Below are 15,830 nucleotides of genomic sequence, written 5' to 3'. Positions count from 1 at the left end.
TACCCATGGCCACTCCCGCAGACACCTCAACTCCCCCCGACGCGCCGCAACCCTCGCGCAAGCGCAAGGCCTGGCTGCTTGGCCTGCTGCTGCTGGTGCTGCTCGCAGGCGCGGGCACCTGGGGCTGGTACAGCCTGATCGGGCGCTGGCACGAGAGCACCGACGACGCCTACGTCAACGGCAACGTGGTGGAGATCACGCCGTTGGTGACCGGCACCGTGACCAGCATCGGTGCCGACGATGGCGACCTGGTGCACGCCGGTCAGGTGCTGCTGCAGTTCGACCCGGCCGACAGCGAAGTCGCCCTGCAGGCCGCCGAAGCCAAGCTGGCCCGCAGCGTGCGCCAGGTGCGTGGCCTGTACAGTAACGTCGATTCGCTCAAGGCCCAGCTGCAGACCCGTCAGGCCGAGCTGCAGAAAGCCCAGCAGAACTACAACCGGCGCAAGGTGCTGGCCGACAGCGGTGCGATCGCCGCCGAAGAAATCTCTCATTCGCGGGATGACCTGACCGTGGCCCAGGCTGCGGTGAACAGCGCCCGCCAGCAGCTCAATACCAGCACCGCATTGGTAGACGACACCGTGGTGTCCTCGCACCCCGAGGTCATGGCTGCCGCCGCCGACCTGCGCCAGGCCTACCTCGACCATGCCCGCACCACCCTGGTGGCGCCGGTCACCGGCTACGTTGCCAAGCGCACCGTGCAGCTGGGCCAGCGCTTGCAGCCGGGCACTGCGACCATGGCAGTGATCCCGCTGGATGAGGTGTGGATCGACGCCAACTTCAAGGAAACCCAACTGCGCAACATGCGCATCGGCCAGCCGGTGGACATCAGCGCCGACCTGTACGGCAGCGAGGTCAAGTACAGCGGCACGGTCGATAGCCTGGGCGCGGGAACCGGCAGCGCCTTTGCCCTGTTGCCGGCACAGAATGCCACCGGCAACTGGATCAAGATCGTTCAGCGCGTACCGGTGCGCATTCACCTGAGCCCCGATCAGCTCAAGGGCCATCCGCTGCGGATCGGCCTTTCCACCGTGGTCGAGGTCGACCTGCATGACCAGAGTGGCCCGGCCCTGGCCCAGCAGCCACCGCAGCAAGCCAGCTACACCACCCAGGTGTATGACCGCCCGCTGGTCGAGGCCGACGCGCTGATCGCCCGGTTGATCCACGCCAACAGCGCTTCCGGCAAGACGGCCCAGCGATGAGCGACAACGCCCCGGCCCAGTTCACGCCGCCGAGCCTGTTGCTGACCACCATAGGCCTGTCGCTGGCGACCTTCATGCAGGTGCTCGACACCACCATCGCCAACGTGGCGCTGCCGACCATTTCCGGCAACCTGGGGGTGAGCTACGAGCAGGGCACCTGGGTCATCACCTCGTTCGCGGTGAGCAACGCCATCGCCTTGCCGCTGACCGGGTGGCTGAGCCGGCGCTTCGGTGAGGTCAAGCTGTTCATCTGGGCCACGCTGCTGTTCGTGCTGGCCTCCTTTCTCTGCGGTATCGCCCAGTCGATGCCGGAGCTGGTGGGCTTTCGTGTGCTGCAGGGGGTGGTGGCCGGGCCGTTGTACCCGATGACCCAGACCCTGCTGATCGCCGTCTACCCGCCGGCCAAGCGGGGCATGGCCCTGGCCTTGCTGGCGATGGTCACGGTGGTGGCGCCGATTGCCGGGCCGATCCTGGGCGGCTGGATCACCGACAGCTACAGCTGGCCATGGATCTTCTTCATCAACGTGCCCATCGGCCTGTTCGCCGCCGCCGTGGTGCGCCAGCAGATGCGCACGCGGCCGGTGGTCACCAGCCGCCAGCCGATGGACTATATCGGCCTGCTGACGTTGATCGTCGGCGTCGGCGCGCTGCAGGTGGTGCTCGACAAGGGCAATGACCTGGACTGGTTCGAGTCGTCGTTCATCATCATCGGCAGCCTGATTTCGGTGGTGTTCCTGGCCATCTTCGTCATCTGGGAGCTCACCGACCGCCATCCGGTGGTCAACCTGCGGCTGTTCGTGCACCGTAACTTTCGCATCGGCACGATGGTGCTGGTGGGGGGTTATGCGGGGTTCTTCGGCATCAACCTGATGCTGCCGCAGTGGTTGCAGACGCAGATGGGCTACACCGCGACCTGGGCGGGGCTGGCGGTGGCACCGATCGGCTTGCTGCCGGTGCTGATGTCGCCGTTCGTGGGCAAGTACGCCCACCGCTTCGACTTGCGGGTGCTGGCGGGGCTGGCGTTCCTGGCGATTGGCGGCAGCTGTTACATGCGGGCTGGCTTCACCAGTGAGGTGGACTTCCAGCACATTGCCCTGGTGCAGTTGTTCATGGGCATTGGCGTGGCGCTGTTCTTCATGCCGACCTTGAGCATCCTGCTGTCGGACCTGCCGCCGCATCAGATTGCCGACGGTTCGGGGCTGGCGACCTTCCTGCGCACGCTGGGCGGCAGTTTTGCCGCGTCGCTGACCACGTGGATCTGGATTCGCCGGGCCGACCAGCACCACGCCTACCTGAGCGAGCACATCAGTGAGTTCGAGCCGGCGACGCGGCATACCTTGGAACAATTGGGGGGTGCCAACCTGCAGAGCTACGCGTTGCTGGAGCAGATGCTCAACCGGCAGGCCTACATGATGTCGACCGTGGATTACTTCACCCTGATGACCTGGGTGTTTGCCGGGCTGATCCTGCTGGTGTGGTTGGCCAAGCCGCCGTTCACCGCCAAGGCGGGGCCGGCGTCGGCGGGGCATTGAAACGTTTTTGAAAGCAGTGATTTCCCTGTGGGAGCCGGCTTGCCGGCGATGAGGCCACAGAAGGTTTTTGCCTGCACTGGCCCTATCGCCGGCAAGCTGGCTCCCACACCGACCGCCGATCTATTCCCATGAGATAGCTTTTCCCCTATTGTCGATGCTCCCTTCCCAAACGACCGGCAGTTCCATGGAGAAAGTCATCGTCATCACCGGCGCCAGCCGTGGCATAGGCGCCGCCACCGCCTTAATGGCCGCCCAACAGGGCTATCGCATCTGCATCAATTACCTCACCGACGACCAGGCCGCTGAAAGCCTGCTCGGTCAGGTGCGCTCACTCGGCGTCGAGGCCATCAGCGTGCGCGCCGATGCCAGTGTCGAAGACGAGGTGATCCAGCTGTTCCACCGCGTCGACCAGGAACTCGGCCCGGTTACCGCGCTGGTCAACAACGCGGGCACCATCGGCCAGCAGAGCCGCGTCGAGGAGATGTCGGAGTTTCGCCTGCTCAAGATGATGAAGACCAACGTCGTCGGCCCGATGCTGTGCGCCAAGCACGCCTTGCTGCGCATGGCTCGCCGGCATGGCGGCCAGGGCGGTGCCATCGTCAACGTGTCGTCGGTCGCCGCGCGCCTGGGCTCGCCCAACGAGTATGTCGACTACGCCGCCTCCAAAGGTGCGCTGGACACCTTCACCGTTGGCCTGGCCAAGGAAGTCGCGGGGGAGGGCGTGCGGGTCAACGGGGTGCGCCCTGGCTACATTCATACCGGTTTTCATGCCCTGTCCGGTGATCCGGACCGGGTGAGCAAGCTGGAAGCCGGCCTGCCCATGGGGCGTGGCGGCCAGCCGGAGGAAGTGGCCGAGGCGATTCTCTGGCTGTTGTCGCAGAAGGCATCCTATTCCACCGGCAGTTTCATCGACCTGGGCGGCGGGCGCTGAGGGCGGCCCCTCAGGGCCGCTCATCCTCCAGCAACTGGCGAACGCGCTCGGCCAAGGCCGGCAGTTCGAAAGGTTTGGTCAGCACGCCGGTACCTTGCAGCAGTTGCCCGTCGCTGAGCACCGCGCTCTCATCGTAACCGGTGATGAACAGCACCTTGAGGTCGGGATACTGCTGCCGGCAACGTTCGGCCAGCTGGCGGCCATTGAGGCCGTCGGGCAGACCGATGTCGCTGAGCAGCAGGTCCGGGCGCTCGGCGTGCTGCAGGTAGGCCAGCACGGCGGGCCCGTTCTCGAATGTTTCAACCTGGTAACCCAGTTCCTCCAGTACCTCGCCGATCACCAGGCGCAGGGCTGCCTGGTCCTCCACCAGCAGGATGCGCTGGCCGCCTGTGGGTTGATCCTGGAGTGGCAAAGGTTTGAGCTCATCCACGGGCACTTCGGGTTGCGCATGATGGCGCGGCAGGTACAGCTCGACCCGGGTGCCGGAACCTGGGGTCGACAACAAGCGCAGTTGGCCACCTGACTGGCGCACGAAACCGTAGGTCATCGACAGCCCCAGGCCGGTGCCCTGGCCCATGGGTTTGGTGGTGAAGAAGGGGTCCATCGCCCGCGCCGACACGTTCGCGCTCATGCCGCAGCCATTGTCGACCACGCTCAGGCGCACGTAATCGCCGCTCGGCAGTTCCAGCAGCCGCGCGTGTTCCGCGGCGAGCGTGATGTTCTCCCCCAGGACATCGATCGCCCCCCCGGCTGGGAGGGCGTCACGGGCATTGAGGCAGAGGTTGAGCAGCGCACTTTCCAGTTGCGGCGGGTCGATAAAGGTTGGCCATAACGGGTTGTCGAAGTGGCTGCGCAGGGTAATGGCCGGGCCAATGGCGCGGCGCACCAGTTCTTCCATGCCAGTCACCAGCGTCGCGACCTGGGTGGCGCTCGGTTGCAAGGTCTGCTGACGCGAGAAGGCCAGTAACCGGTGCACCAGCGACGAGGCGCGCTGTGCGCAACTGCTGGACAGTTCGAGCAACGGCGCCAGTTCGTCATGACGGGCCTGGTCCAAACGCTGGCGCATCAACTCCTGGGCGTTAAGGATGCTGCCCAGCAGGTTGTTGAAATCGTGGGCGATGCCGCCGCTGAGCTGGCCCACGGCTTCCATCTTCTGCGCCTGGCGCAGCGCTTGCTCGGCCTTGGCCAGGCGCTGCTGCTCCTTGATCCGCTCGCTGATCTCGTAGGCGAACAGGTACGCGCCTTGCAGAGTGCCGTCCTGATCACGCAGGGCATTGAAGCGCAGTTCGTAATGGCGTCGGTCATGCTCCGGACCAAAAGCGACCACCTCGGTAAAGCGCTCACCGGCCAGTGCCCGGCGCCACAAGGCCAACGCCTGCTGGCAATCGGCGGGCGCATTGGCCATCAGGGTAGGCAGGTGCTCGCCCACTTCCGGTGTTCGGCCGTAGAGACTGTGGAAGTCCTCCTTGGCTTGGCGGTTGACCGCCAGCCAACGCATGTCGGTATCGATCACGTGGACGTTGACCACGGCTTGCTCGACCAGCTCGGCGAACAGGCGCCGTTCTGCAAGGGCGGCGTTGACCCGCTGTTCCAGTACTTCGTTGAGCTGCTGCAGGGCCAGTTCGGCCTTGCGCCGCGCGGTCACATCCTTGAACAGCACCGCCACCTGGCGGCGCTCGGGCGGCTCGACGCGAAAGGTGGTCACTGACAGCACATGGCCAGTGGCAACCAGCTCTTGCTCGAAATGCAAGGGCTCGCCGGTGCGCAGCACTGCACTGTAGCGGGCCACCCAGACGTCGGCTTCGTCGGGCACCATTTCGCGCAGCTTCTGCCCGACCACGTTGGGGATCCCGGCGTGCTTGGCGTAGGCGGCGTTGGCCAGCACGTGCACATAGTCACTGAGCGGGCCGTGGGGGCCGTCGAAGAACTGGATGATGCAAAAGCCTTCGTCCATCGTGTCGAACAGAAAGCGGTAGACGTTCTGGTCCTGGTCCTGGTAACGCGTCAGCCGCGACTCCAGCAGGGCGTTGCGCTGCTGGAGTACTTCGATTTGCTGGCGCAGGGCGAATAGATCGCGGGATGGCATGCCGACTTCCGACAGAAAACTGACTGGCGTGACTTTAGCCTGTCCAGTCACAAGGTGCATAGCCGGTCACGGCAATGCCTGCAGGTTTTCCAGCAGGCGCTCGACGTGTTGCTTGAGCACGGCCAGCTCGAACGGCTTGTAGATCATCTCGACGCGCTCGCTGGGCAAGGTCTTGGCCATGCCGGTGCCCTGCCCATAACCGGTAATGAACAGCACCGCGATCTCCTGGGACATATTCTGGCAAGCGGCTGCCAACTGATGGCCATCGACCCCACCGGGCAGGCCGATATCGGTGATCAGCAAGTCAGGCCTTAGGCCCATGTGCAATGCCTGCAGGGCCTGCTTGCCATCGGCGAAGGTATGCACTTGGTGCCCGTAGTCTTCGAGTACTTCCCTGATCACCAGGCGCAGGGTGTCCTGGTCTTCCACCAGCATGACCCGATGTGAGCCCGATCGGGTGGCGTTCGATACCGGCTGCTCCTGGCGAACCGCAGGCTCGGGCAGGTCTGCGGTTTCCCTGGGCAGGTAGAGGTGGATGCAGGTGCCGTGGCCCTTGTTGCTGATCATCTGCAACTGCCCACCGGACTGACGTATGAACCCGTATACGATCGACAGCCCCAGCCCGGACCCCTGGCCCATCGGTTTGGTGGTGAAGAACGGTTCGAGGGCACGCTGTGCGACCTGTTCGGACATGCCAGTGCCGTTGTCACTGATGGTGATCTGCAGGTATTGGCCAGGCGGCACATCAAGTGCACGGGCCTTGGCCGGATCGAGCCGGGTGTTCTCGCAACCTATGCGCAGCGTACCCCCCAAAGGCATGGCGTCGCGGGCATTGAGGCACAGGTTGAGCAGGGCATTTTCCAGTTGCGGCGGATCGACCCGGATCAGCCATTGGCCGGCCAGGGTTTCATCGACGAAGGTGATGTGCGAATCGATCGAACTGCCGATGAGGTCGCGCATGCCGGCCACCAGTTGCTGCACGTCGACGGCTTGTGGCACCAGTTTCTGCTGGCGGGCGAAGGCCAGCAGGCGCTGTACCAGTGTGGCGGCGCGTTGGGTGTTGTGGCGGGCCACTGTCATCAACTGCCGGCTGTCCTGAAGGCGTGTTTCGGACTGCCGTTGCTCGGCCATCTCCAGCGCAGCAAGGATACTGCCCAGCAGGTTGTTGAAGTCGTGCGCAATGCCGCCGGTCAACTGCCCGATCGCCTCCATCTTTTGCGACTGACGCAGGGCTTCTTCGGTTTCGCGCAGGCGTTCCTGCTCGATGACACGCTCGGTGATGTCGTAGGCGAACAGGTAGCCGCCCTGGATTTCCTGTTGCGCGTCACGCAGTGGGTTGTAGCGGATTTCGTAGTGGCGCAGCGCGCCGGATGCGCCCAGCGCGATGATCTCGACGAACGCCTCGCCCGCCAGGATCCTTGGCCAGACCGGCTCCAACTGGCGCATGATGTCAGGCTCTCTGGCGAGCAGCTGCGGAATGTAGTCGCCGACCTTGGGAACGAAGCCGCGAAAACGCTTTAAGGTGTCCTGCGCGGTACGGTTGATGGCCAGCAGGCGAAAGTCGCGATCTGCCGCGAACACGTTGGCCAGACTGTGGTCGACCAGCTCCCCGAGCAGCTTGCTGTTGGCCTGCGCCTGGTCGACGCGTTGTGCACATTGCGCTTCAAGCTCTGCCACTTTCGCTTGAAGCTCTTCGAGGGTGGGGGTGGATGGGTCTGTCGGCATGCGGGCGATCCGGTATCAGGTCGCCCAACTATAGTCGCGTGCAAGGCAATGTGCCTTCAAAAGGAGCGGATGATCCGTCCCAGGGTTTCCATGGCGTTTTCCGCCGTTGCATTCCAGGGGCTTCCGTAGTTCAGGCGGATGCAGTTGCCGAAGCGTCGGGTGGGCGAGAAGATCGGCCCCGGGGCGATGCTGATGCCCTGCGCCAAGGCCATGTGAAACAGCTTCAGGGCGTCCATTTGCTCGGGCAATTCAAGCCACAGGAAGTAGCCGCCAGCAGGCTGGCTGACCCGCGTCTGCGCCGGAAAATGCCGGGCGATGGCGGCGAGCATGTTGGCCTGCTGGCCTTCCAGGGCATAGCGCAGCTTGCGCAGGTGGCGGTCATAGCCACCGTGCTGCAGGTAGTCGGCGATGGCCGCCTGGGCCGGCATCGAGGCACACAACGAGGTCATCAGCTTGAGCCGCTCGATCTTCTGTGCAAAGCGCCCGGCCGCCACCCAGCCGATGCGGTAGCCCGGTGCCAGGCTCTTGGCGAACGAGCCGCAGTGCATCACCAGGCCCTGGGTATCGAAGGCCTTGGCTGGCTTGGGCGCCTGCTGGGCGTAGTACAGCTCGGCGTAGACATCGTCCTCGATCAGTGGCACCTGGTGGCGACTCAGCAGTTCGACCAGTGCCTGTTTCTTCGCTTCGGGCATGCTGGCGCCCACCGGGTTCTGGAAGTTGGTCATGCACCACACGGCCTTGACCGGGTGTTTGTCCAGGGTTTGCGCCAGCACTGCCAGGTCCATGCCTTCGCGCGGATGCACCGGGATTTCCACGGCCTTGAGCTTGAGCCGCTCCAGCACCTGCAGGCAGGCATAGAAGGCCGGCGCTTCGATCGCCACCAGGTCGCCGGGTTCGGTGACAGCCTGCAGGCACAGGTTCAAGGCCTCCAGCGCACCGTTGGTGATCAGCAGTTCTTCCATGGGCAGCATCAGCCCGCCGACCATATAGCGCAGGGCAATCTGCCGACGCAGCTGCGGGTTGCCCGGCGACAGGTCAGTGACCACCATGCGCGGGTCCATCGCCCGACTGGCACTGGCCAGCGACCGGGACAGGCGCTGCAGCGGGAACAGTTCGGGGCTGGGGAAGGCCGAGCCGAACGGTACCGTGCTCGGGTCCTTGATCGATTCGAGGATGGAGAACACCAGGGCGCTGACATCCACGTCGGTCGATTCGCTCTGCGGCTCCAGGGCCTGCGGCTCACTGAACGGGCGTGGCGCGTGGGCATTGACGAAGTAGCCCGAACGCGGCCGCGCGCGGATCAGCCCGCGGCGTTCAAGCAGGTAGTAGGCCTGGAACACCGTCGACGGGCTGACACCGTGGGTCTGGCTGGCATAGCGCACCGAAGGCACGCGCTGGCCGGGGCCGAGTACCCCGGAGCGAATCAGTTCGGCAATGTCGTCGGCAAAGCGTTCGTAACGTTTCATGAGGGCTCGGCAGGCAAGGTGAACAGTTGAGTGTAAGGGATCAGCGATTGATCGGCGCCACGAAGCGGCTACGCGCCACGCTGCGCACCTCGGGTTGGTCACTGTCCTGGATTTCGAAGGCCAGTTCCTGCGAACTGCTGGCCGGGCGTTCGGCCAGCAGGGCCACCGATACCGGCAGCTCGGCCATTTCTCCGGCGGGAATCACCAGCTCGTTGCGGCCCTGCAGGGCGAAACCGTCGGCATCCAGCAGGCGCAACTGATACCGCTGGCTGTGCTCGGTCTTGTTGATGACCTTGAGCAGGTAGATGTTCTCGATCTGACCCTGGGCATTCTCGCGGAACAGGCCACGGTCCTTGATCACGTCCAGCGACACCATCGGGCGCAGCTGCAAGGCCACTACCAAGGCCGCGATCATCACCAGCAGGGCGGCGGCGTAACCCAGCAGGCGCGGGCGCAGCCAGCGGGTCGTGCCACCTTGCAGGCTGTGCTCGGACTTGTAGCCGATCAGGCCGCTGGGGTAGCCCATTTTGGTCATGACGTTGTCGCACGCATCGATGCAGGCGGCGCAACCGATGCAGGCCATCTGCAGGCCGTCGCGGATGTCGATGCCGGTGGGGCAGACCTGCACGCACAGGGTGCAGTCGATGCAATCGCCCAGGCCTTGCGCACGGGCATCGCTGCCTTTCTTGCGCGGGCCGCGTGTTTCGCCACGGCGTGGGTCGTAGGCCACGGCCAGGGTGTCTTTGTCGAACATTACGCTCTGGAAGCGCGCGTAAGGGCACATGTGCAGGCACACTGCTTCGCGCAGCCAGCCGGCGTTGAGGTAGGTGGCGGCGGTGAAGAACAGCACCCAGAACAGCGCCACGCCCTCCAGTTGCAGGGTGAACAGTTCCTGGGCCAAGGGGCGGATCGGGGTGAAGTAGCCGACGAAGGTCAGCCCGGTGAGCACACCGATGGCCAGCCACAAACCGTGCTTGAGCGTGCGGCGGGCGAGCTTGCCAAGGGTCCAGGGCGCGGCGGCGAGCTTGATGCGCTGGTTGCGGTCACCTTCGGTGACCTTCTCGCACCACATGAACAGCCAGGTCCATACGCTTTGCGGGCAGCTGTAGCCGCACCAGACCCGGCCGGCATACACGGTGATGGCGAACAGGCCGAAGGCGGCGATGATCAGCAGGGCGCAGAGGAGGATGAAGTCCTGGGGCCAGAAGGTGGCGCCGAAGATGTGGAATTTGCTGCTGGCCAGATCCCACAGCACCGCCTGGCGGCCGTTCCAGTCTAGCCAGGCCGTGCCGAAGAACAGCACGAACAGCACCCCGGCGAAGCCAATGCGCAGGTTGCGGTACAGCCCGGTGAAGCTGCGGGTATGGATGCCGCTGGCGCTGGGGCGCTTGGCAGCGATCTGGATGACGTCGATTTTCTCGTACATGGCTACGGTGCTCATCAGGCCTCGATCAGGCCTGAGCACTATGGCCCCCTGGCTGTTTTCAGCACAGACTCAGGTTGTGCGATAAAAAGCGTATCAGATGGCTGCCAAATAGCGTCCGAGACCTTATATCACCGAGCCTGGAACGCTGGCCTTCAAGTGCCTGCGGCTATCCACCGCACCTGCAACAGTCAGTGCATCGGCTTCGGCTTCGGTGATCGGAACACGTTGGCCGGCCAACAGCGCCACCGACATGTGCATCTGCTCATCGGTAACGATCTCGATGTCCGGGCCTTCGCCTTCGATGCGCAGCTCTTCGCCGATGAGTGTGCAGCGGCGGGTGCTTTCTTCGATTTCGACGGGCATGGGGTGGTCCTCCGGGGTGCGGTTACCAGTTGTGACCGCTGGGGTGGACGGGTTGCTGCATTGGTCCGCTGGGCGGGCACTTTGCGTGCGTTGCCCAGGTCAACCCAGAAAGGCCAGCGCGATTCCTGTAACCCCTGTGACCCCTGTAACTCCTGTGATCCCTGTGGGAGCCGGCTTGCCGGCGATGAGGTCCGGGCAGGCGAAGAACATCTCGGGCCCTATCGCCGGCAAGCCGGCTCCCACAGAGATGACAGGGATCGCGCTAGCCGTGGCTTTCAAAGCCTGTGAGGAGATATTCGATGGACCTTGTCTGGCAAACCCTGCAAGCAGAATTCGCCGATATCACCGACGAGCGCGAAGTCACCCGCATCCTCCTGCGCTTGCTGATGGCGGCGATCCTGGGCGCCGTGCTGGGCTTCGAGCGCGAAAGCAAGGGCAAGGCTGCCGGCGTGCGTACCCACATGCTGGTGTCGATGGGCGCGGCGCTGTTCGTGTTGGCACCGAGCATGGCCGGCGCCGACGAGCAAGCACTGAGCCGGGTGGTCCAGGGTATCGTCGCCGGTATCGGTTTTCTGGGGGCGGGTACGATTCTCAAAGGCAATGGCCACGACGCCAGTCATGTCAAAGGCCTGACCACGGCGGCCGGTCTGTGGATGACGGCTGCCATCGGCACGGCTGCAGGCATGGGGCGCGAAGCCACGGCGCTGATCAGTACCGTGATGGCGTTGCTGGTGCTGGCGACGATGCCGTTGGTGGTGGACAAGATCGAGGGGGAAGGCGAAGCGAAACGCAAGGAGGGGGAGGAAACGAAGGAAGAGGAGGGGGGCAGGAAGCACTGAGGGGAGCCGAAGCTCCCCTCAAAGCGTTGTTGCCTGCTCTTTTCTTATTATTGAAGACTGGCCATTTGTTGTTTTTATTAGCCTGCCTTGATGTCGCGAGCGACCCCCATGCGGGGTCAAGAGCAAACGTATTTTTTTGAGCGCTGACCTGCTTTCATCGTGATGATCCGATCCTGACTGCCGCTACCTTGAGGTAGTTTTATTGTTCTGTGTCAGATCGCGGGGCGAACCCCTGAAAAGCGTGTCGACTCCAAAAAAATCTGCTTGCTACGCCTCTGCCGTGTTGTTCTTGTTATGTCAGAGCCGTTATCTGTTGTTTTTATTGGGTATCGCATTTTTGTTGTTGTTGTACCAAAGATATAGCAGGTGCCGTGCCAACTTTTGAAAACCCTTTAAAATCAATGGCTTGATGAAAGTCACCCAATGCGAGCGGCCTGAAATTCTGCCGATTTGTTTCCCTGTTACCCGATTTTTTGCTGAATTGTGTGTGGGCGGTAACACTCCGCCCACACCCCTGTGACAATCGTGTGAATCACTGGGCGCTGCGCGCCCGCGCCACCCGCGAACCATTGGCCCGGCCCAGCACCTGGCTGATGCGTTGCCCGGCGGCGATCAGTCGGTCGAGGTCGATACCGGTTTCGATGCCCAGCCCCTGCAACAGGTACAGCACGTCTTCGCTGGCGATGTTGCCCGTGGCGCCCTTGGCGTATGGGCAGCCGCCAAGGCCCGCCACCGAGCTGTCAAACACACTGATGCCTTCGAGCAGGCTGGCGTACACATTGGCCAGGGCCTGACCGTAGGTGTCGTGGAAGTGCCCGGCCAATTGTTCCCGTGGCACCACGGCCGAGACCACGTCGAACAGGCGCCGGGTATCGCCCGCCGTGCCGGTGCCGATGGTGTCGCCCAGCGACACCTCGTAGCAGCCCATGTCATGCAGGGCCTTGGCCACCGCGGCGACCTGCGCGGCGCTGACCTTGCCTTCATAGGGGCAACCGAGCACGCAGGACACGTAACCGCGCACCCGCACACCGTGGCTGCGCGCGGCGTCCATGATCGGTTCGAAACGGCTCAGGCTTTCGCTGATCGAGCAATTGATGTTGCGCTGGGAAAAGGCCTCGGAGGCCGCGGCGAACACCGCCACTTCCTTCACCCCGGCCGCCAGGGCGTCCTCGAAGCCGCGCAGGTTGGGGGCCAGGGCGGCATAGGTGACGCCTGGGCGCTGCTCGATTGCGGCGAACACTTCGGCGGACCCGGCCATCTGCGGTACCCACTTGGGCGAGACGAAACTGCCCACCTCGATATAGCCCAGCCCGGCCGCGCTGAGGTCATCGACCAGGCGCACCTTGTCGGCGACGCTGATGGGTTGGGCTTCGTTCTGCAGGCCGTCGCGGGGGCCGACTTCGACCAGGCGGACTTTTTCGGGCAAGGACATGGCGGGGTTCCTGTGGCAGGTCAACGGTTGTCGTTATTGTTCAAGGTGGCGGCCAGGGCCTGTTCGCAGCGCTCCTGGGCGGTGTCCAGTTCCAGTTGCATCTGGTGGATGTCGAGCATCTGCTGTTCCAGCTGGGCGCGTCGCTCGGCGATTTTCCCCAGCATGCTGTTGAGCTGCTTGAGGTTGCCGCTGCTGGGGTCGTAGAGCTCGATCAGTTCGCGGCATTCGGCCAGCGAGAAACCGATGCGCTTGCCGCGCAGGATGAGCTTCAGGCTGACCTTGTCACGGGCTGTATAGATGCGCTCCAGGCCACGGCGTTCGGGGCTGAGCAGGCCCTGTTCCTCATAGAAACGGATGGCACGGGTGGTGATGTCCAGTTCGCGGGACAGGTCGGAAATGCTGTAGGTCTGGCTGCTCATGCTAGGGCTCGGCGTGGGGTATGCCGGTATCCTGAGGGCAGGTTGACGTATACGTCAAGCAGGGCTGTGGAGGGGTGTCGGTTTTGTGGGCCCTATCGCCGGCAAGCCGGTTCCCACAGGGACCCCACAGTTCTTGAGCGATGTGGTGAACCTGTGGGAGCCGGCTTGCCGGCGATAGGGCCGGTACAGACAAAAGCAGGTCAGTCAGGCTGCACCGAGCGCCGATACCCATTGGGCGTCTGCCCACTCAACCGCTTGAAGAACCGCGCAAAGTAAGTCGGGTCACTAAACCCCAGGCTATCCGACAGCTGCCCGATGCTCATCCGCGTGTAGACCAGATTGCGCCGCGCCTCCAGCAGCAGCCTTTGGTGCACCACCTGCAGCGCGCTCTGCCCGCACAACGCCCGGCACAGCTGATTGAGCTGCAGGCTCGGAACCTTCAAGCGGGCGGCAAAATCCTCCACCGACAGATGCTCGCGGTAATGCGCCTCGACCAGGCGCAAGTACTGCCCCAGCAACTGTCGGTCACGTTCATCGCGGTTACGCGGCGCCTGGCCCTGTTGCTGGCAACGGCTGATCCATACCAGCAGTGCCGTCACCAGGGCTTCGAGCAAGGCCGCCCGCCCCGGGGCGTTGCCCTGGTACTCCTGCTGCAGGGTATCGATCAGGCTGCGCAGGCGCACGCGGTCCTTGTCCAACGGGTAGCACGCCGCCTGGGTCAGCACCCCCAGCGGTGTACCCAGGCGTTGTTCCAGGTTCGCCACCAGGGCTGTGCCGAAGGTCAGTACGTGCCCCTGGATATCGGCGCTGAAGCGAAAGCCATGCACCGTCAGCGGTGGCACCACCTGGATCGCCGCCTCGTCGATGGCGCTGCGCACGCCCTCGATCTCCACCTCGGCCTGGCCGCGCTGCACATACAGCAGCTGGAACAGCTCAGCGTGCTGGTGCGGCTTGATCTCCCAATGGTGCAGGCGGCTGCGCGCGGGGATCGATTCGCAATGCAGCAGGTCGGTGCCAGGCCAGGCCTGGTTTTCGCCGTAGAGCTGGAACAACGGGACGCCGGGGAGGGTGGATTGCATGCGTGGGTGCCTGTCCGTTAATCGAACGATTTTTGTAAAAGTGCAGTTTTTCCATGGAATTGCACACTTATTTGGCGGCTGTTACCCGTAAAAATGCAAGTGCATACCCAAACAGCACGAGACAACAACAATGAAGACTCAGGTAGCAATCATCGGCGCTGGTCCGTCTGGCCTGCTGCTGGGCCAACTGCTGCACAAGGCCGGCATCGACACCGTCATCCTCGAACGCCAGACCCCTGACTACGTGCTCGGCCGCATCCGCGCCGGGGTGCTCGAGCAGGGCACTGTCGACCTGCTGCGCGAGGCGGGCGTCGCCGAGCGCATGGACCGTGAAGGGCTGGTGCATGACGGTGTCGAGCTGCTGGTCGGTGGTCGTCGCCAGCGCCTGGACCTCAAAGGGTTGACCGGCGGCAAGACGGTGATGGTCTATGGCCAGACCGAAGTCACCCGCGATCTGATGGAAGCCCGCTCGGCCAGCGGCGCGCCAATCCTGTATTCGGTCAGTAATGTCCAGCTCCATGAGCTCAAGGGCCAGCGGCCCTGCGTGACCTTCGACCACGAGGGCCAGCAGCAGCGCCTGGACTGTGACTACGTCGCCGGCTGCGACGGCTTCCACGGGGTCTCCCGGCAAAGCATCCCGGAGGGTGTGCTCAAGCACTACGAGCGGGTGTATCCCTTCGGCTGGCTAGGCATGTTGTCCGATACCCCGCCGGTCAACCATGAGCTGATCTACGCCCACCATGAGCGTGGTTTCGTGCTGTGCAGCCAGCGTTCGCTGACGCGCAGCCGCTACTACCTGCAAGTGCCGCTGCAGGAGCGTGTCGAGGACTGGTCCGACCAGCGTTTCTGGAACGAGCTCAAGGCCCGCCTGCCGGACGATGTGGCGGCGCGCCTGGTGACTGGCCCGGCCCTGGAGAAGAGCATCGCGCCGTTGCGCAGCCTGGTGGTCGAGCCCATGCAGTACGGCCACCTGTTCCTGGTTGGCGACGCCGCACATATCGTGCCGCCCACCGGTGCCAAAGGCCTCAACCTGGCGGCCTCGGATGTCAATTACTTGTACCGCATCCTGGTCAAGGTCTACCGCGAGGGGCGTACCGACCTGCTGCAGCAGTACTCGCCGCTGGCGCTGCGCCGGGTGTGGAAGGGCGAGCGCTTCAGCTGGTTCATGACCCATCTGTTGCATGATTTCGGCGAGCACAAGGATGCCTGGGACCAGAAGATGCAGGAGGCGGACCGCGAGTACTTCCTGTCATCGACGGCGGGGTTGGTGAACATTGCCGAGAACTATGTGGGCTTGCCGTTCGAAGAAGTGGCCTGACGAAAAGCGCGCGCG

Annotated in this window: 13 protein-coding genes; 5 read left to right on the top strand and 8 right to left on the bottom strand. The window is 63.9% G+C overall.

Going from position 1 to position 15,830, the window contains the following annotated elements:
* Positions 1-5 precede the first annotated feature (5 nt).
* The 3 genes from ACIPZB_RS15365 (at position 6) to ACIPZB_RS15355 (ending at position 3,662) form a co-directional block, all read left to right on the top strand.
* Complete coding sequence (locus ACIPZB_RS15365; protein ID WP_400641234.1) at positions 6-1,199, top strand: HlyD family efflux transporter periplasmic adaptor subunit; 1,194 nt, start codon at positions 6-8, stop codon at positions 1,197-1,199.
* Positions 1,196-2,731, top strand: a complete 1,536-nt coding sequence (locus tag ACIPZB_RS15360; RefSeq protein ID WP_400641232.1) for a DHA2 family efflux MFS transporter permease subunit — start codon at positions 1,196-1,198, stop codon at positions 2,729-2,731. Before ACIPZB_RS15365 ends, ACIPZB_RS15360 begins: the two co-directional genes overlap by 4 nt.
* Before the next feature lie 184 nt (positions 2,732-2,915).
* Entirely contained in the window at positions 2,916-3,662 is a 747-nt protein-coding gene (locus ACIPZB_RS15355; RefSeq protein ID WP_400641230.1) for an SDR family oxidoreductase, read from the top strand.
* A gap of 10 nt (positions 3,663-3,672) precedes the next feature.
* Here the strand turns inward: ACIPZB_RS15355 and ACIPZB_RS15350 are convergent, their stop codons facing one another.
* The 5 genes from ACIPZB_RS15350 to ACIPZB_RS15330 all read right to left on the bottom strand — a co-directional run bounded on the left by ACIPZB_RS15350 (position 3,673) and on the right by ACIPZB_RS15330 (position 10,728).
* Positions 3,673-5,748 (bottom strand): PAS domain-containing protein, encoded by a 2,076-nt coding sequence (locus tag ACIPZB_RS15350; RefSeq protein WP_400641228.1) that lies wholly within the window; start codon positions 5,746-5,748, stop codon positions 3,673-3,675.
* 66 nt (positions 5,749-5,814) lie between these two features.
* Positions 5,815-7,473, bottom strand: a complete 1,659-nt coding sequence (locus ACIPZB_RS15345) for an ATP-binding protein (protein ID WP_400641226.1) — start codon at positions 7,471-7,473, stop codon at positions 5,815-5,817.
* Between the two features lie 56 nt (positions 7,474-7,529).
* Complete coding sequence (gene mapR, locus ACIPZB_RS15340; protein WP_400641225.1) at positions 7,530-8,939, bottom strand: GntR family transcriptional regulator MpaR; 1,410 nt, start codon at positions 8,937-8,939, stop codon at positions 7,530-7,532.
* A gap of 40 nt (positions 8,940-8,979) precedes the next feature.
* On the bottom strand, positions 8,980-10,365 hold the full coding sequence (ccoG, locus tag ACIPZB_RS15335) for a cytochrome c oxidase accessory protein CcoG (protein WP_400641530.1): 1,386 nt from the start codon (positions 10,363-10,365) through the stop codon (positions 8,980-8,982).
* Positions 10,366-10,488: 123 nt separating this feature from the next.
* Positions 10,489-10,728, bottom strand: coding sequence for a DUF3203 family protein (locus ACIPZB_RS15330; protein ID WP_400641223.1), 240 nt, complete (start codon positions 10,726-10,728; stop codon positions 10,489-10,491).
* A gap of 299 nt (positions 10,729-11,027) precedes the next feature.
* On the opposite strand from ACIPZB_RS15330, the gene ACIPZB_RS15325 reads away from it, so the two are divergent.
* Positions 11,028-11,567 carry an MgtC/SapB family protein gene (locus ACIPZB_RS15325; protein WP_400641221.1) on the top strand — a complete coding sequence of 180 codons (540 nt, stop codon included), beginning with the start codon at positions 11,028-11,030 and terminating at the stop codon, positions 11,565-11,567.
* A gap of 532 nt (positions 11,568-12,099) precedes the next feature.
* On the opposite strand, the gene ACIPZB_RS15320 is transcribed toward ACIPZB_RS15325, so the two are convergent.
* The 3 genes from ACIPZB_RS15320 to ACIPZB_RS15310 all read right to left on the bottom strand — a co-directional run bounded on the left by ACIPZB_RS15320 (position 12,100) and on the right by ACIPZB_RS15310 (position 14,497).
* Entirely contained in the window at positions 12,100-12,999 is a 900-nt protein-coding gene (locus ACIPZB_RS15320) for a hydroxymethylglutaryl-CoA lyase (RefSeq protein WP_400641219.1), read from the bottom strand.
* Positions 13,000-13,019: 20 nt separating this feature from the next.
* Positions 13,020-13,418, bottom strand: coding sequence for a MerR family DNA-binding transcriptional regulator (locus ACIPZB_RS15315; RefSeq protein ID WP_008095733.1), 399 nt, complete (start codon positions 13,416-13,418; stop codon positions 13,020-13,022).
* A 200-nt stretch (positions 13,419-13,618) separates the two neighbouring features.
* Entirely contained in the window at positions 13,619-14,497 is an 879-nt protein-coding gene (locus tag ACIPZB_RS15310; RefSeq protein WP_400641216.1) for a helix-turn-helix domain-containing protein, read from the bottom strand.
* A gap of 130 nt (positions 14,498-14,627) precedes the next feature.
* Between ACIPZB_RS15310 and pobA the strand changes: the two genes are divergently transcribed.
* A complete protein-coding gene (pobA, locus tag ACIPZB_RS15305; protein ID WP_400641214.1) occupies positions 14,628-15,815 on the top strand; it encodes a 4-hydroxybenzoate 3-monooxygenase in 1,188 nt (395 codons plus the stop codon).
* The last annotated feature ends 15 nt before the right edge of the window (positions 15,816-15,830 follow it).

Origin of the sequence: Pseudomonas sp. NPDC089396, assembly GCF_044749545.1 — a bacterium.
GTDB lineage: Bacteria > Pseudomonadota > Gammaproteobacteria > Pseudomonadales > Pseudomonadaceae > Aquipseudomonas.
Note: the sequence above shows the minus strand (reverse complement) of the source record. Positions and strands in the feature narration are given on the sequence as shown.

Excerpts from the sequence above, each read along its gene's own strand:
- ACIPZB_RS15330 (WP_400641223.1), bottom strand. The coding sequence starts at position 10,728 with ATGCCCGTCGAAATCGAAGAAAGCACCCGCCGCTGCACACTCATCGGC.
- ACIPZB_RS15360 (WP_400641232.1), top strand. The coding sequence starts at position 1,196 with ATGAGCGACAACGCCCCGGCCCAGTTCACGCCGCCGAGCCTGTTGCTG.
- ACIPZB_RS15320 (WP_400641219.1), bottom strand. The coding sequence starts at position 12,999 with ATGTCCTTGCCCGAAAAAGTCCGCCTGGTCGAAGTCGGCCCCCGCGAC.
- ACIPZB_RS15350 (WP_400641228.1), bottom strand. The coding sequence starts at position 5,748 with ATGCCATCCCGCGATCTATTCGCCCTGCGCCAGCAAATCGAAGTACTC.
- ACIPZB_RS15345 (WP_400641226.1), bottom strand. The coding sequence starts at position 7,473 with ATGCCGACAGACCCATCCACCCCCACCCTCGAAGAGCTTCAAGCGAAA.
- ACIPZB_RS15365 (WP_400641234.1), top strand. The coding sequence starts at position 6 with ATGGCCACTCCCGCAGACACCTCAACTCCCCCCGACGCGCCGCAACCC.
- ACIPZB_RS15310 (WP_400641216.1), bottom strand. The coding sequence starts at position 14,497 with ATGCAATCCACCCTCCCCGGCGTCCCGTTGTTCCAGCTCTACGGCGAA.
- mapR (WP_400641225.1), bottom strand. The coding sequence starts at position 8,939 with ATGAAACGTTACGAACGCTTTGCCGACGACATTGCCGAACTGATTCGC.
- ACIPZB_RS15315 (WP_008095733.1), bottom strand. The coding sequence starts at position 13,418 with ATGAGCAGCCAGACCTACAGCATTTCCGACCTGTCCCGCGAACTGGAC.
- pobA (WP_400641214.1), top strand. The coding sequence starts at position 14,628 with ATGAAGACTCAGGTAGCAATCATCGGCGCTGGTCCGTCTGGCCTGCTG.
- ccoG (WP_400641530.1), bottom strand. The coding sequence starts at position 10,365 with ATGTACGAGAAAATCGACGTCATCCAGATCGCTGCCAAGCGCCCCAGC.
- ACIPZB_RS15355 (WP_400641230.1), top strand. The coding sequence starts at position 2,916 with ATGGAGAAAGTCATCGTCATCACCGGCGCCAGCCGTGGCATAGGCGCC.
- ACIPZB_RS15325 (WP_400641221.1), top strand. The coding sequence starts at position 11,028 with ATGGACCTTGTCTGGCAAACCCTGCAAGCAGAATTCGCCGATATCACC.